The sequence below is a fragment of the Candidatus Erwinia haradaeae genome (assembly GCF_900698855.1).
Lineage (GTDB): Bacteria > Pseudomonadota > Gammaproteobacteria > Enterobacterales > Enterobacteriaceae > Erwinia_E > Erwinia_E haradaeae_F.
Map to the genome: position 1 here is coordinate 90,307 of NZ_LR217698.1, position 16,308 is coordinate 106,614.

At 34.7% G+C, this 16,308-nt stretch carries 13 protein-coding genes; all 13 read left to right on the plus strand.

Annotated elements, in window-relative coordinates; genetic code table 11:
• The first annotated feature begins 330 nt into the window (after positions 1–330).
• The 13 genes from lysC to nuoM all read left to right on the plus strand — a co-directional run bounded on the left by lysC (position 331) and on the right by nuoM (position 16,305).
• Positions 331–1,734: a lysine-sensitive aspartokinase 3 gene (gene lysC, locus HACICURT3053_RS00280; RefSeq protein WP_157992285.1), complete on the plus strand. Its 1,404-nt coding sequence runs from the start codon at positions 331–333 to the stop codon at positions 1,732–1,734.
• Positions 1,735–2,658: 924 nt separating this feature from the next.
• The gene (ndhC, locus tag HACICURT3053_RS00285; protein WP_157991778.1) at positions 2,659–3,093 is read left to right on the plus strand and encodes an NADH-quinone oxidoreductase subunit A; all 435 of its coding nucleotides are present in this window, start codon (positions 2,659–2,661) and stop codon (positions 3,091–3,093) included.
• Positions 3,094–3,107: 14 nt separating this feature from the next.
• The gene (locus tag HACICURT3053_RS00290) at positions 3,108–3,782 is read left to right on the plus strand and encodes a NuoB/complex I 20 kDa subunit family protein (RefSeq protein WP_157991779.1); all 675 of its coding nucleotides are present in this window, start codon (positions 3,108–3,110) and stop codon (positions 3,780–3,782) included.
• 136 nt (positions 3,783–3,918) lie between these two features.
• Positions 3,919–5,718, plus strand: a complete 1,800-nt coding sequence (nuoC, locus tag HACICURT3053_RS00295) for an NADH-quinone oxidoreductase subunit C/D (protein WP_157992286.1) — start codon at positions 3,919–3,921, stop codon at positions 5,716–5,718.
• A gap of 33 nt (positions 5,719–5,751) precedes the next feature.
• On the plus strand, positions 5,752–6,234 hold the full coding sequence (gene nuoE / locus HACICURT3053_RS00300; RefSeq protein WP_414973884.1) for an NADH-quinone oxidoreductase subunit NuoE: 483 nt from the start codon (positions 5,752–5,754) through the stop codon (positions 6,232–6,234).
• Positions 6,231–7,514 (plus strand): NADH-quinone oxidoreductase subunit NuoF, encoded by a 1,284-nt coding sequence (gene nuoF / locus HACICURT3053_RS00305; protein ID WP_157991781.1) that lies wholly within the window; start codon positions 6,231–6,233, stop codon positions 7,512–7,514. Before nuoE ends, nuoF begins: the two co-directional genes overlap by 4 nt.
• A 118-nt stretch (positions 7,515–7,632) precedes the next feature.
• Positions 7,633–10,356: an NADH-quinone oxidoreductase subunit NuoG gene (nuoG, locus tag HACICURT3053_RS00310; RefSeq protein WP_157991782.1), complete on the plus strand. Its 2,724-nt coding sequence runs from the start codon at positions 7,633–7,635 to the stop codon at positions 10,354–10,356.
• A 29-nt stretch (positions 10,357–10,385) separates the two neighbouring features.
• On the plus strand, positions 10,386–11,330 hold the full coding sequence (gene nuoH / locus HACICURT3053_RS00315; protein ID WP_232037539.1) for an NADH-quinone oxidoreductase subunit NuoH: 945 nt from the start codon (positions 10,386–10,388) through the stop codon (positions 11,328–11,330).
• A 15-nt stretch (positions 11,331–11,345) separates the two neighbouring features.
• Positions 11,346–11,888, plus strand: a complete 543-nt coding sequence (nuoI, locus tag HACICURT3053_RS00320) for an NADH-quinone oxidoreductase subunit NuoI (protein WP_157991783.1) — start codon at positions 11,346–11,348, stop codon at positions 11,886–11,888.
• A 12-nt stretch (positions 11,889–11,900) separates the two neighbouring features.
• Positions 11,901–12,452: an NADH-quinone oxidoreductase subunit J gene (nuoJ, locus tag HACICURT3053_RS00325; protein WP_157991784.1), complete on the plus strand. Its 552-nt coding sequence runs from the start codon at positions 11,901–11,903 to the stop codon at positions 12,450–12,452.
• Positions 12,453–12,458: 6 nt separating this feature from the next.
• Positions 12,459–12,761, plus strand: coding sequence for an NADH-quinone oxidoreductase subunit NuoK (gene nuoK / locus HACICURT3053_RS00330; protein WP_157991785.1), 303 nt, complete (start codon positions 12,459–12,461; stop codon positions 12,759–12,761).
• Complete coding sequence (gene nuoL, locus HACICURT3053_RS00335) at positions 12,758–14,602, plus strand: NADH-quinone oxidoreductase subunit L (protein WP_157991786.1); 1,845 nt, start codon at positions 12,758–12,760, stop codon at positions 14,600–14,602. The genes nuoK and nuoL overlap by 4 nt, the downstream gene beginning before the upstream one ends.
• Positions 14,603–14,784: 182 nt before the next feature.
• Positions 14,785–16,305, plus strand: a complete 1,521-nt coding sequence (gene nuoM / locus HACICURT3053_RS00340; protein WP_157991787.1) for an NADH-quinone oxidoreductase subunit M — start codon at positions 14,785–14,787, stop codon at positions 16,303–16,305.
• Positions 16,306–16,308 lie beyond the last annotated feature (3 nt).

Here is a 16,308-nt window from a genome sequence, read left to right on the forward strand (position 1 = left end):
TGTATTTTATACAAAATAAAAAAGTTCTTTTATATTTCTTATGAATAAGTCTTGCTAGAATAAGGCAACATTTTTTCTAGGTAAGTTGTCTTATTTTTAGTAAAACTTTTGAAGTTACGGACAAGGTAGGTGTGATATTTGATATAACTAGTTTATTAAGATAGTTTAATAAGTGATACTGATTTTCTGTAACTAGGCATAGATATTAAAAATGTATCAAGTTAATGAGTAGAGTTTATTGGTCATTCTATTTTTTTATTTTTTTCTATCTATTGCTATGTTTTCTATGTTTATCAGGTTTTTAAATCTGGCGCAAAGGTATGTATTTTGATATCCGAGAACTTGATTGTAGCAAAATTTGGTGGAACTAGTGTTTCTAATTATACTTCTATGAATAGAAGCGCTGACGTTGTATCAGCTAACAAAAACATACGATTAGTAGTTCTTTCTGCGTCTTCTGGTGTAACAGATCGACTAATCGCTTTAGCTGCAGGAAAAAAAAAGAATTCTCGAATTATCATATTGGATGAAATATTCAAGATTCAAGATGCAATTATCAAAAAAATGAAACAACAGAGGGTTCTTTATTATCAGATTCGATGTATTATGAGAAACATTGTTAGTCTTTCTGAATCGGCAGAACGAAATCCATCTCTAGAATTAACTGATGAGTTAATGAGTTATGGTGAAGTAATGTCTACTTTTCTGTTTGTTGAGGTTTTGCATCAGCGTCATGTAGCGGTAGAATGGTTTGATGTACGTAGAGTAATGCGTACCAATTCTCGTTTTGGTTGCGCTGAACCAAAGATTTCAGATTTACTAGGGTTAGTGAATCATCATTTAAAGCCGCGCATTAAAGAATCATTAATTGTTACACAAGGATTTATTGGCCAAGAAGGAAATGGGAGAACTACAACACTTGGTCGCGGGGGAAGTGATTATACTGCGTCTATTCTGGGTGAAGCGCTTCATGCGCATAGTATTAATATTTGGACAGATGTTCCAGGAATTTATACGACTGATCCACATTTAATTCCTTCTGCAAAACGCATTGACAAAATAACGCTTGAAGAAGCTTCTGTGATGGCCACTTTTGGTGCTAAAGTATTGCATCCATCGACATTATTACCTGCATTACGCAGTGATATGTCAGTATTTGTGGGATCTAGTAAAAATCCTATGGATGGTGGGACTATAGTGTGTCATAAGATGCATAATCTTCCTATTTTTCGCGCTATCACTTTGCGTCGTCAACAGATTTTATTAACGTTACGCAGTCGAAATGTTTTATGTAATCCTCTTTATATGGATGAAGTATTCAAGATTTTGGCATGTCATAGTTTTTCGTTAGATCTCATGATGTTGTCTGATTCATCTTTTCTATTGACGCTAGATTCTACTCGTAAAAATTTTTTCCAAAACAGTGTACTAACACAATCATTATTAGATGATTTGTCTTTGGTATGTGAGGTGGAAATTGAAGATAATCTAGCATTGGTGGTAATTATTGGTAATCAGATTTCTGGATGTTATAGTATTAGTCAAGAGATATTTAGTTTGTTAGATTTGTTTAATATTCGATTGATGTGTTATAGATTTAGTAGATCCACGTTGTGTTATTTAGTTCATGGTCATGAGGCTGAACAAATTATGCAGATATTACATCGCAAGATGTTTGAGGAGAAAACTGAATGGGGTACAGATCTAGATAAACCACAATATTCTGTAAGATAGACTGACTCTTTATTATAGTTTTAAACTATTATAGTTTATATTGTATTTGATAAAATACCAGGTTCTATCTAAAAAGGAGATTGACATATTTGCAATATTATTTTTTATTTTTGTTTAAAAAGGGTTCTTCTAAATTTTTTTAGATGTTATTATCTCGCATCTTATATTAAATATAATTTTTATCTTTAAGATTTTATAACAGAATTGTTAATCAAATATTGTTTTTGTACGCAATTTTTGTGTGATTTATTCATGTCATCTCTGGCTGTTAGCCGTTTATTTCTATTATTAATAATTTAATATGTAGTAATAGATATTTTTAAAAAGTCTGAGATAAAATCTCATATCAACCATTTTTGATAGACGATAGAAATAATTTTCTATTATTATAGGGTTTATTTCTGTTGGAGGCATTATAAGATAACATGCAATATAAAAATATTTTATTTTAATATTCTACTCTAATAATTAAAGCGCTTATTGAGTTTTTATTGATTATTTATATACTTTATTTTTATAAAAATAATATTTTTAAAAAATTGTTAATTTTCTGAAAAAATGGTAATCCGTAAGATCTATATTATTATAATTCTTCTAATTTTATATGGTCAAGGCAGTGATATTTTATCTCATACATTAAGCTTTATTTTTATATGAAGTCATAGTGTTTTTACATTTAAAATGTAAAATATATAAAAGAAAAGTGATTAGATGGTATCTTTTTAATAAAATATGTTTGTATATTATATACTCTAATTATCTATTATAATAATCTTGATAGATTTTTTAGCTACTAATTAAGGACATATGATTATTGTAATGAATATTAATGATTTTGGTCTATTAAAAATTTATATGAAATGAATTCGTTCTGAGAAGGCGAATGTTGAAATACAATGTATATATTATAACGGTAATAAAGTTATGCTGCAACCTATAACAGAATTTACTTGTAATTGGCCCTTTTTTGTTTTTATTTTTTCTGCTATTTTTTTGTGTTTTATCATGCTTCTTGGAGCTTGGTTTTTAGGTAGCGCTTTGCAAGGAAGATATACTAATACCCCTTTTGAGTCTGGTATTGCTTCAGTTCGGGGAAGGAAGTTACGTGTATCAGCAAAATTTTATTTAGTTGCTATGTTTTTTGTTATTTTTGATGTTGAAGCCCTATATCTTTATGCATGGTCAGTTTCTATTCGTGAAAGTGGTTGGATTGGTTTTATTGAAGCTAGTCTTTTTGTTTTAGTATTACTTGTTAGTTTATTTTATCTTATTCGAAACAGGGCATTAGATTGGTCTCCTCCCTCCCGAAACGTAAAAATTGTATATGCTACTATTTCGCACGTTAAGAAAAAAACATAATGTAAAGGTTAAAAATGGACTATATTTTAACTCGTCCCAACCCAGAGAAAGAAGATGATTCTTATCCACTTCAAAAGCAGGATATTGTATGTGATCCTTTAGATAAATATGTTCATCAAAACGTATATTTTGGAAAGCTGGAGCATGCTATACATAACCTTGTTAATTGGGGACGTAAAAACTCTCTTTGGCCATTTAATTTTGGTTTATCATGTTGTTATGTTGAGATGACTACTGCATTTACGTCTGTACATGATGTCGCTAGATTTGGTTCAGAAGTCATTCGCTCTTCTCCGCGTCAGGCAGACTTTATGGTAGTTGCAGGAACTTGTTTTATAAAGATGGCTCCGGTCATACAGCGTCTTTATGATCAAATGTTGGCTCCGAAATGGGTTATTTCCATGGGGGCATGTGCTAATTCGGGTGGCATGTATGACATCTACTCAGTAGTGCAAGGCGTGGATAAGTTTCTTCCAGTCGATATATATATACCAGGATGTCCACCGCGTCCAGAGGCCTATATGCAGGCTCTTTTACTTCTACAAGAAACAATCAAACAAGAACGACGACCATTATCATCTATCATTGATGATCAGGGTGTTTATCGTGCGAATCTTAAGCCTGAGCGAGATAGGAAAAATGAAGAACGTATTTCTGTGTCTACTTTAAGACAGATAGATGAGATTTGAAATATTAATTAATAATTCTATAAAGACTGATGAGGTAAGAATTATATTCTTAATATTGCTTTTATTACGCAAGATTTATATTTTGTGAGCGATATATAATGATTTTAGTTAGATGAGTAATAATGGTGAGCAAGTTATGATTGATTTAACTACGACAGCCTCTATAAATACACCATGTCAAGAAGATAGTCATAAGTATGACTCTATAATGAGCCAGTTGTATAACCGATTTGGTAAACATGCTTTTAGTATACAAGTTACACGAATGGATTTAGTTGTGATCTGGGTGAAAAAATCACAGCTTATTGAAATCATTTCGTTTTTGCATGCGTTAGTTGCACCATACATTATGTTATATGATTTACATGGAATGGATGAACGTCATAGAGTTTCTCGTTATGGATTACCCAAAGCAGATTTTTCTATTTTTTACCACTTTATTTTTATTAAAAATAATTATGATCTTATGATTAAAGTTGCATTATTAGAAAGTTCTTTGAGTGTACCAACTATTAGCCATATCTTTTCTAACGCAAATTGGTATGAGCGAGAAACTTGGGAGATGTTTGGTATTGATATCATCGGTCATCCGCATTTAACACGATTGATTATGCCGCATTACTGGCAAGGATATCCTCTCCGAAAAGATTATCCAGCTCGTGCTACTGAGTTTGATCCTTTTCAGCTAACAAAAGATAAAGAAGATTCAGCTATGGAGTCTCTAACTTTTAAACCAGAGGACTGGGGGTTTAGATCCTCTCGTATAAATGAAGATTTTATGTTTCTTAATCTTGGTCCTAATCATCCTTCAGTACACGGAGCTTTTCGCATTATTCTACAGCTTGATGGTGAGGAGATTGTCGATTGTGTTCCAGATATTGGTTACCACCATCGCGGTGCTGAAAAAATGGGTGAACGACAGTCATGGCATAGCTACATTCCTTATACTGATCGTATTGAATATCTAGGTGGCTGTGTTAATGAATTACCATATGTGCTAGCAGTAGAAAGGTTAGCTGGTATTACCGTACCAGAGCGTGCTGAGGTAATTCGCGTGATGTTATCTGAGCTTTTCCGTATTAACAGTCATTTATTATATATTTCTACATTTATGCAGGATGTTGGTGCGATGTCGCCAGTTTTTTTGGCGTTTACTGATCGTCAAAAAATTTATGATTTGATAGAAGCTATTACCGGTTCTCGTATGCACCCCTCTTGGTTTCGTATTGGCGGCGTAGCTCAGGACTTGCCACGTGGTTGGGAGCATTTATTGCGTAAACTATTAAATTGGTTACCTAAACGCTTAAAAATTTATTCAACATCTACTTTACAAAATTCTATTTTAATAGGTAGAGCGAAAGGTGTAGCTGCATACAATTTAGCGGAAGCGCTAAAGTGGGGTGTCACGGGCTCGGGTTTACGTGCAACAGGTTTGGATTTTGATGTGCGCAAATGGCGTCCTTACTCGGGTTATGAAAAGTTTGATTTTGAAGTTCCTATTGGTACTGGAATTAGTTGTTCTTATACACGTGTTATTCTTAAAGTAGAAGAGATCTATCAGAGTATTCGTATACTAGAACAGTGTTTGAATAATATGCCAGAAGGTGCATTTAAATCCAATCATCCATTAACAACACCACCGTCTAAAGAGAGAACTTTAGAGCATATTGAAACTTTAATAACTCACTTCTTACAGGTTTCGTGGGGTCCGGTAATTCCTGCCAATGAGTCGTTTCAGATGATTGAAGCAACTAAAGGAGTAAATAGCTATTATCTAACAAGTGATGGTAGTACGATGAGCTATCGCACACGAATACGGACCCCAAGTTTTCCACATCTTCAGCAGATTCCTTCAGTAATTAATGGAGGATTGGTATCTGATCTTATAGTTTATCTTGGAAGTATTGATTTTGTCATGTCAGACGTGGACCGATAAAAAATGCATGGAAAAAGAATTCCAATTAAAACAATGTATGAGAATGATTCTGAACTGACTTCCATAGAGTATAATGCCATCATCAAGGAATTAAGTCATTATGAAGAAGCTCGCGCAGTTTCAATTCAGGCGCTCAGCATTGTACAGAAACATCGTGGATGGGTTTCTGATGCTTTAATAAAATCTATTGCGGCAGTATTAGGTATATCGGCTAGTGATCTAGATGGAGTTGCAACATTTTATAGTAATATTTACCGAACTCCAGTTGGTCGTTATGTTATTCGCTATTGTGATAGTGTGGTATGTTACATGACAGGTTATAAGAGTATAAAGAGAATGTTAGAATCGTATCTTTGTATACATTCAGGAGAAACAACTAAAGATAAGCGTTTTACTCTTTTACCCACTTGCTGTCTCGGAAATTGTGACAAAGGACCAACAATAATGATAAATAACGATACTTATGTTCATGTGACACCAGAAAATATTTTACAAGTGTTGGAGAAGTACCTATGAGGAAGATGAGACATACCGCTGAAACACATCCTTTAACTTGGCGATTAAGGGAAGATCATCAACCTCTATTCATTAAGGAATATCGTAAATATCATGGTTACAGTGGTGCGGAAATTGCTTTACGTACCATGACACCTGATGAAGTTATTCAGATAGTAAAAGAATCTGGGTTAAAAGGACGAGGAGGTGGAGGGTTTCCTACTGGTCTCAAGTGGGCTTTAATGCCTAAAGATGTATCGATGGATGTTAGATATTTATTATGTAATGCGGATGAAATGGAGCCAGGTACTTATAAAGATCGTTTATTAATGGAGCAATTACCACATCAGCTGATTGAAGGTATATTAATCAGCGCTTTTGCTTTACAAGCAAAGCGTAGTTATATATTTTTACGAGGTGAATATATTGAGGCAGAAATTAATTTAAAACGAGCAATTAAAGAAGCTGTGGAGGCTGGGTTATTAGGAAAAAATATTCTTGGTAGTGGTTTTAATTTAGAGATCATAGTTCACATGGGGGCGGGTCGTTATATTTGCGGTGAGGAAACTGCATTAATTAATTCCTTAGAAGGACGCCGCGCTAATCCACGTTCTAAACCACCGTTTCCAGCTTCAGTAGGTGCTTGGGGAAAACCAACTTGTGTGAATAATGTTGAAACGTTATCAAATATTCCTTCAATTTTATCTAACGGTGTTGCTTGGTATAAAGGGATATCAAACAGTAGTATGGATTCGGGTACTAAAATGATGGGATTTTCTGGTCGAGTAAAAACACCAGGCGTATGGGAGCTACCATTTGGTGTTACTGCGCGAGAAGTATTTGAAAAGTATGCCGGTGGTATGCAAACTGGTTTAAAGCTTAAGGCTTGGCAACCAGGTGGCGCTAGCACTGATTTTTTAATTGAAAAGCATCTAGATTTACCAATGGAATTTTCTAGCATTAGTCAAGCTGGTAGCCGATTAGGAACCGCTCTTGCTATGGCAGTCGATCATGAAATTAATATGGTATCGTTAGTCCTGAATTTAGAAGAGTTTTTTTCTCGTGAATCTTGTGGATGGTGCACACCTTGTAGGGATGCTCTTCCCTGGAGTGTTAAAATTTTACGATCTTTGGAGGCTAAAGAGGGTCGGCATGGAGATATTGAAATTTTATTACAAATTTGTCGTGATCTCGGACCAGGCAAAACATTTTGCGCTCATGCACCTGGAGCGGTGGAGCCGCTTCAGAGTGCGATTAAGTATTTTCGAGAAGAATTTGACTCTGGTATAAGACTACAATAAGTATATAGCATGCGTTTATATCATAAGAGACATATATCTTACATTTGTCTTAAATTGAAGAGGGCGTGTTAAAAAATAATGTGTTTATTTAGATTATCTTAAAAGAAGCAGGTGTATTATGTCTACAATTTATGTAGATGGAAAAGAATATGAGGTCAATGGTTCAGATAATGTGTTGAGCGTCTGTTTATCTCTTGGATTTAATATTCCTTATTTTTGTTGGCATCCGGCATTAGGTAGTGTGGGTGCTTGTAGACAATGTGCAATTAAGAAGTATCAAAGTGTTACCGATACCCGCGGTCAGTTAATAATGTCCTGTATGACACCTGCTGATGATGGGTCATTATTTTCTGTTAATGATTACGAAGCAGAAGCCTTTCGAAAAAGCATGATAGAATTATTTATGATTAATCATCCACATGACTGTCCAGTGTGTGAAGAGGGAGGGCATTGTCATTTGCAGGATATGACAGTGATGACTGGTCATAGTTTACGTCGTTATCGATTTACAAAACGCACTCATTATAATCAGAACTTAGGTCCATTTATTTCTCATGAAATGAACCGTTGTATTTCTTGTTATCGTTGTGTAAGATATTATAATGATTATGCTGATGGTCATGATTTAGGTGTCTATGGTACGCATGATAATTTATATTTTGGTCGTATTAGTGATGGTACGCTAGAGAGCGAATTTTCAGGTAATTTAGTAGAAATTTGTCCCACTGGGGTATTTACTGATAAAACGCATTCTAAGCGTTATAATCGTAAATGGGATATGCAGTTTGCGCCTAGTGTTTGCCAACAGTGCAGTATTGGTTGTAATATTAACCTTGGTGAGCGTTACGGTGAGATTCGTCGTATTGAAAATTGTTATCATGGTATGATTAATCAGTATTTTCTTTGTGACTTAGGTCGATTTGGTTATGGATATGTCAATCTCAAAGATCGGCCACATTCAGCAATCCACCGTAGTGGTACTAATGTGATTGCATTAAATAGGCATGAGGCGGTTCAAGTAGCTTCTAATATGTTACGTGAAGCGAAAAAAGTGATTGGCATTGGTTCAGTTCGTGCAAGTATAGAAAGCAATTTTGCGTTATTTTCTTTAGTTGGTAAGGATAACTTTTCTTCTGGTATGCAGGAAGAAGAGCATTCTTGTTTAAATTTAATACTTCAAATTTTGCGTAATAGCGGGGTTCATATTCCATCATTACGTGAGATTGAAAGTTATGACGCAATTCTTCTTTTGGGTGAGGATCTAACTCAGACTAGTGCGCGCATGGCGTTATCGTTGCGCCAAGCAGTGAAAGGAAAAGCCCGTGATCTTGCCTTAAAACGTAATATAGCAGAATGGCATAGTGCCGCAATCGGTAATATTGGTTTAGGTTCTCGATATCCTCTTTTTTTAACTAATGTTGATTCGACTCGATTAGATGATATTGCAGCATGGAGTTATTATGCACCGGTAGAAGATCAGGCTCGACTTGGATTTGCTATTGCTCATAGGCTAGACCCCAATGCTCCGTTAGTTCAGGACTTTGATCAAAATTTATCTAATTATGTTGATATTATCGCTCGGACACTTCTTGATTCTAAAAAACCGTTAATTATTTCTGGTAGCCATTCTGGAAGTATAGAGATTATTCAGGCAGCAGCGAATGTAGCTAAAGCATTAAGTGTTCGCTTGTCTAATGTTGGGATAAGTTTAGTCACGTCGGCAGTTAATAGTTTAGGTTTGGGCTTGATTGGTGGCTATTCATTGAATCAGGCTTTAGAGAAGATAAAATCTAGTGAGTCAGATACAGTTATTATTTTAGAAAATGATTTGTATCGTCATGCTCCAAAATATATTATTGATAATGCATTGAGCAATGTACGTTCTATGATTGTGTTAGATCATCAGAACACTTTAACAACTGATAGAGCTGGTTTAGTTTTTTCTAGTGCCAGTTTTGCAGAAAGCGATGGAACAGTAGTAAATCAAGAGGGGCGGGCTCAGCGTTTTTTTCAGGTATATGATCCATCGTATTATGATGATAAAATTGAGATTTTAGCTAGCTGGCGTTGGCTTGGTTTGATTAAATGTGCGATGAAAAGATCAGATACAGGGTGGTATAATTTAGATGATATCATTGATGATTGTGTTTCGGTTTTACCATGTTTATCTGAAATAAAAAAAGCTGCACCAAATGCTAATTTTCGTATTTTTGGTCAAAAGTTATCACGCTCGCCTCATCGATGTAGTGGGCGAACTGCAATGCGTGCGGATATCAGTGTTCATGAACCACGCCAACCACAGGATCTAGATAGTATGTTTGCTTTTTCCATGGAAGGGAATAATCAACCGAATTCCTCTCGATCACATATTCCATTTGCTTGGTCTCCAGGATGGAATTCTCCGCAAGCTTGGAATAAATTTCAAGAAAAAGTAGGTGGGCATCTTCGTAATGGTGATCCGGGTACGCTTCTTATTAGAAGAAAGAAGATAACATTAGACTGGTTTAAAAATATTCCTAAAAGATTTATAAAACCAGATAAGGGTTGGCGTATAGCTCCTTATTTTCATTTATTTGGCAGTGATGAGATGACTCAGAAAACTCCAGTTATTCAGCAACGTATGTCTAAGCCTTACTTGATGATGAATTTTAAGGATGCGGAGATGCTTCAAATTAATGAAGGTACCTTGATAGAATTTACTTGTTACGGAGAAACAAGATGTCTGCCTTTGCGTTTATCAAGTCAATTGCAGTTTGGGCAAGTAGGTTTGCCTTTAGGTTTTCCAGGTATTGGAGTTTTTTTATGTGGAGCAGATATTTATAATTTGCGTCGGGTTCTCTAATGAGATGGTTAACTAGATAAGTGATTACTATGACTATTCTTATAGTGAAAGCTATATTAATTTTATTACTTGTTGTTGGGTCTAGTGCATGGATGAGCTTTCTAGAACGGCGTGTTCTTGCACTTTTTCAAAATCGCCATGGACCAAATCGTGTTGGATGGGGTGGTTCATTGCAAATAGTTTCTGACATGATTAAAATCTTCTTTAAAGAAGATTGGATTCCTTCATTTAGTGATCGTTTTACTTTTGTTTTAGCTCCTATAATTGCTTTTACCTCTTTATTAATGGTCATGGCTACTGTACCGATCACTTCTACTTGGATGGTATCAGATTTAAATATTGGCTTGCTTTTCTTTTTAATGATGGCGGGTTTATCAGTTTATTCAATATTATTGGCTGGTTGCTCGAGTTGTAATAAGTATTCACTATTAGGTTCTATGAGAGGTGCAGCTCAGACTTTAAGTTATGAGGTATTTTTAGGTTTATCGTTAATGGGGGTGGTAGCTCAGGCTGGGTCTTTTAATTTACTTCAAATTGTTAAAAGTCAGATTGACATTTGGAATATTATTCCACAATTTTTAGGTTTTTTAACCTTTTTTATTTCTGGTTTAGCTGTATGTCATCGTCATCCATTTGATCAGCCAGAATCGGAACAAGAATTAGCTGATGGTTATCATATTGAATATTCTGGAATGAAATTTGGTCTTTTTTTTGTTGGCGAATATATTAGTATGATCTCCGTTTCTGCGATGATCGTTACTTTGTTTTTTGGTGGATGGAATGGGCCGTGGTTGTTACCAATTTTTTGGTTTGTGATAAAAATAGCTTTTTTTATTATGATTTTTATTTTAATCCGTGCCGCATTACCGCGTCCACGATATGATCAAGTCATGTCGTTTGGTTGGAAAGTGTGTCTACCTTTAACACTCTTGAATCTTTTAGTCACTGCCTGGGTAATTTTATGTAAATTATAGGACAGGAGGATAGTAATGAGAGTAAAGGATCTTGTGATGGGTTTTTTTACAATTCTTCGTAGTATTTGGATGACTGGTATTCGTATGTTTTCGAAACGTGAAACGCTGATGTATCCAGATGAACCTGTTTATTTACCACCACGTTATCGTGGTCGGATTGTTTTAACACGCGATCCAGACGGAGAAGAACGCTGCGTAGCTTGTAATTTGTGTGCTGTAGTGTGTCCAGTAAGCTGTATTGCATTGCAAAAGTCCGATAAGACCAATGGTCGATGGTATCCAGAGTGGTTTCGTATTAATTTTTCTCGATGTATTTTTTGCGGTCTCTGTGAGGAGGCGTGTCCTACTCATGCTTTGCAGCTTATTCCAGAGTTTGAGTTAGCTGAATTTAAGCGCCAGGATTTGGTTTATGAAAAAGAAAATTTGCTTATTTCTGGGCCAGGAAAATATTTAGAGTATAATTTTTATCGGATAACAGGTATGGCGGTTACTGGCAAAGATAAAGGTCGTGCTCAATCTGAATCCCAACCTATTTCCGTGAAAGATTTGTTACCTTGACGGGAGTCAAGTATGGATTACTTATTTTATTTATGTGGTTTAGTAGCAGTTTTAGCAACTATTTTTGTGATTAAGGATCGAAATCCGATACATGCTTTATTATATCTTATAATTTCCTTTTTATCTGTATCTGGTGTATTTTTTTCACTAGGTGCTTATTTTGCTGGTGCGCTAGAAATTATAGTTTATGCCGGTGCGATTTTAGTTCTTTTTGTTTTTGTGATCATGATGCTGAATCTTGGACATACTAGAGAAAAACAGGTAATAGACTGGGGTCGACCAAGTCTATTTCTTGGTCCCGGTTTATTTTCACTATTTTTATGTGGAATATTAATTTATGTTATTTCTTCAATAGGAGAAAATAGAATTATATGTTCCATCATTGATGGAAAACAGGTTGGAATAAAACTTTTTAGTTCCTACCTTGTAATTGTAGAGTTGGTTTCTATGTTATTGCTATCTGGGTTGATTGTCGCTTATCACATTGGAAGGGAATTAGATATAGATACTGATACTGTTAGACGTGAATGTCTATTGTCTCTTGTTAAGCCTAATCAGGAGTAATTACAGATGGTGCATTTACATCATGGATTAATTTTAGCTAGTATTTTGTTTTGTTTAGGTTTATTAGGTGTTATGTTACGTCGTAATCTACTTTTTATATTAATTTGTCTTGAAATTATGATGAATGCTGCTTCGTTAGCTTTTGTAGTAGCGGGTAGCTATTGGCAGCAGGTTGATGGTCAAATAATGTTTATTTTTGCAATTACCCTTGCTGCAACTGAAAGTAGTATTGGCTTAGCGCTTTTGTTACGATTATTTCGTTGCACTCAGAATATGAATATTGACACTCTTAGTGAGATGCGTGGATGAACTTTCTTTATTTAACTATTCTGTTTCCTCTAGTTGGTTTTTTATTACTAGCGTTTACTGGTAAACGATTCACGGAAAATTTAAATGCAATTACTGGTTTATCATTTGTAGGATTGTCAGCTATCACTACACTGTATATTGGTTTTGATTGTTTTCAGAAAGGTTATCCGATATTTCATCAGGTGTTATGGATTTGGATGCAAGTTAACAAATTCAAAATTGATGTTCAATTAACTTTAGATGGTTTATCACTGACTTTATTATTGGTTGTAACTTGTATAGGTTTTTTGATTCACTTGTTTGCATCTTGGTATATGCGCGGGACAGAGGGTTATTCGCGTTTTTTTGCTTATACCAATTTGTTTATGGCGAGCATGACTCTTCTTGTTTTAGCAGATAATTTATTATTAATGTATCTTGGGTGGGAGTGTGTTGGACTGTGTTCCTATTTATTAATCGGGTTTTATTATTCTAATTCCTCCTATGGTTTAGCAGCTATAAAAGCGTTTATCATGACTCGTATAGGTGATGTATTTTTTGTCATAGCATTATGTATTTTATATTACGCGTTTGATACATTAAGTCTTCATGAAATAGTTTCATTGCTTTCAGGTCGCCATTTATCTCTTGATCAGTATAACATGCTATCATGGGCTGCGATTATGTTAACAGGTGCTGCAGTAGGTAAATCCGCTCAGTTACCTTTACAAACTTGGTTGAGTGACGCAATGGTTGGACCCACTCCGGTATCTGCGTTGATTCATTCTGCTACGATGGTTACTGCAGGGGTGTATTTGATTGCTCGCACTCATTCTTTTTTCCTTATTACTCCAGAGATATTAAATTTTATAGGTGGAGTAGGTGCGATTACGTTACTTTTAGCTGGTTTATCTGCTTTAGTCCAGGATAATATCAAGCGCATATTAGCTTATTCAACTATGAGTCAGATCGGATATATGTTTCTGTCGCTTGGAGTTCAAGCTTGGGAAGCAGCGATATTTCATTTAATGACCCATGCTTTTTTTAAAGCCTTGTTATTTCTTGCTACTGGCTCATTGATTCTTGGTTGTAAAAACGAGCAGAACATTTTCAAAATGGGTGGGTTACGCCATCGAATGCCTTTGGTTTATATTTGTTTTTTAGTTGGTGGCTCAGCGTTATCAGCTATACCAATTTTAACTTCAGGTTTTTTTAGCAAAGAGGAGATTCTGGCGGGAGCGCTTGCTCAAGGTGATTTTAAATTAATGACTATTGGATTGATTGGAGCATTTATAACCTCACTTTATACATTTCGAATGATTTTTATAGTATTTCATGGTAAAGAAAAGATTATATATACTGAGAAAGGTAGAGGGATTGCGCATGATTTACCACTAATTATATTAATGCTTCTTTCAACATTTATTGGTTCTTGGCTTGTTCCTCCTCTTCAAGGAATTTTCCCAGAAGATAGCATCCTATCTAGTTCTGATAAGTTTAATTTAGAGATTTCTTCAGGTTTAGTGGTAATGTCAGGTGTTTTAATATCTTCTTTTCTTTGGCTCGGTCAACCTAATTTACTTCACATCATAGCTTATAGTAAATTTGGTCGTTTAATTTCTATTTGGTGGTTTTCTTCTTGGGGTTTTGATTGGTTGTATCGGCGAGTATTTGTTAAGAGTTATTTCTGGCTTACTCGATTAGTTTCAGGTGATCCGTTAAATACATTAATAAGTATGCCATTTTTTTTGTTGAGCTCAGGACAAAGGGGTTTGATTTTAAGTGCAAGTGGTTCGCTTTCGTGGTATCTGATGTCTATTATTATGGGGGCTACATTTCTCATAATTGTTCTAATTTTATAGTAACATAAGTTTTATTGTAGATTTAGATAGGATTTTTAGATTTTTTAGTTTCATTATATGACGTCTAGGATTTTCTAAAAAATGTTTATTATAGAAGGTGTTGTTTATGTAGTTATACACAGACAATTCTATTGTAAATAGAAAGGTTTATTATTTAGAAAAATAATAGGAAAAACACTTTTATGCTATTGCCTTGGCTTATTGCGCTACCTTTTTTTGGCGGTATTTTCTGCTGGTATTCCGAACAATTTGGAGAGAAGAAACCACGTTGGATTGCCTTAATGGTTATAGGTTTCATGTTAATATTGTCTATTTTATTATGGGTTCGTAGTGGTGATGGATTATTTCAGACTCCAGGGCATTCTCAGTGGCAATCTGAGTTTTCTACTCAGTGGATTCCTCGTTTTGGTATTGATTTTCATTTAGCTCTAGATGGCTTGTCATTAATTATGATCATCTTAACAAGTATTGTGGGAATGATGGCCACTTTGTGTTCATGGAATGAAATTAAGAAATCACATGGGTTTTTTCATTTTAATTTGTTGTGGATTTTATCTGGCGTAATTGGTGTATTTTTGTCTATTGATTTGTTTTTATTTTTAATGTTTTGGGAGATGATTTTGGTCCCTATGTATTTGATTATTATCATATGGGGTCATAAAGACACAGTTAGTAAGATAGGTGTTACGTCTGGAACTAAGTTTTTAATTTATACTCAGCTGAGCGGATTACTTATGTTGATTTCTATTTTAGGACTAGTTGTAACTCACTATCATGCAATAGGTGAATGGACATTTAATTATGAACATTTATTAAATACTCCTATGTTATCTAGAGTTGAAAAGTTATTAATGATTGGTTTTTTTATTGCATTTTCTATAAAAATGCCAATTGTGCCTTTACATGGTTGGTTGCCAGACACTCATTCTCAGACTCCAACAGGTGGTTCAGTTGATTTGGTAGGAATATTATTGAAAACCTCTGCTTATGGTTTGCTTCGTTTTGTATTACCACTATTTCCTCGTGCTTCGTCTGAATTTGCTCCTATTGCTATGTCTTTAGGAGTAGTCAGTATTTTTTACGGTGCTTTTTTAGCTTTTTCTCAAAATGATATGAAGCGCTGGCTTGCTTATTCTTCCATTTCTCATACGGGATTTTTATTAATAGCAATTTATGCTAATAGTTTTTTATCATACCAAGGAGCAGTAATTCAGATGATTGCACATAGTCTATCTGCCTCAGCGTTATTTATTTTATGTGGGCAAATATATGAACGTTTGCATACTCGTGATATGCGTGAGATGGGTGGTTTATGGTCTCGTATAAAGTGGTTGCCAGGATTTTCTTTATTTTTTGTTATGGCTAATATTGGTATACCGGGCACAGGTAATTTTATTGGTGAATTTATGATTTTAGTTGGCAGCTTTCATTGTGCTCCTATGTTTAGTATTATTGCTACATTTAGTTTGGTATTTACTGCAGTATACTCTTTATTTATGATGAAACGTATTTATTATGGAGAAGTGAAATCACAGACTCCGTTGTCGGGAATGTCATCAAGGGAATATCTAATGATTTTAACGCTCGTGGTATTATCGTTATGTTTAGGTATTTATCCCCAACCGATATTAAATATCTCTTATTCTGGAATAATGAATATTCATAATTGGTTGACCTCTTCTATTTCAGTTATAAGGTTGTAAGTT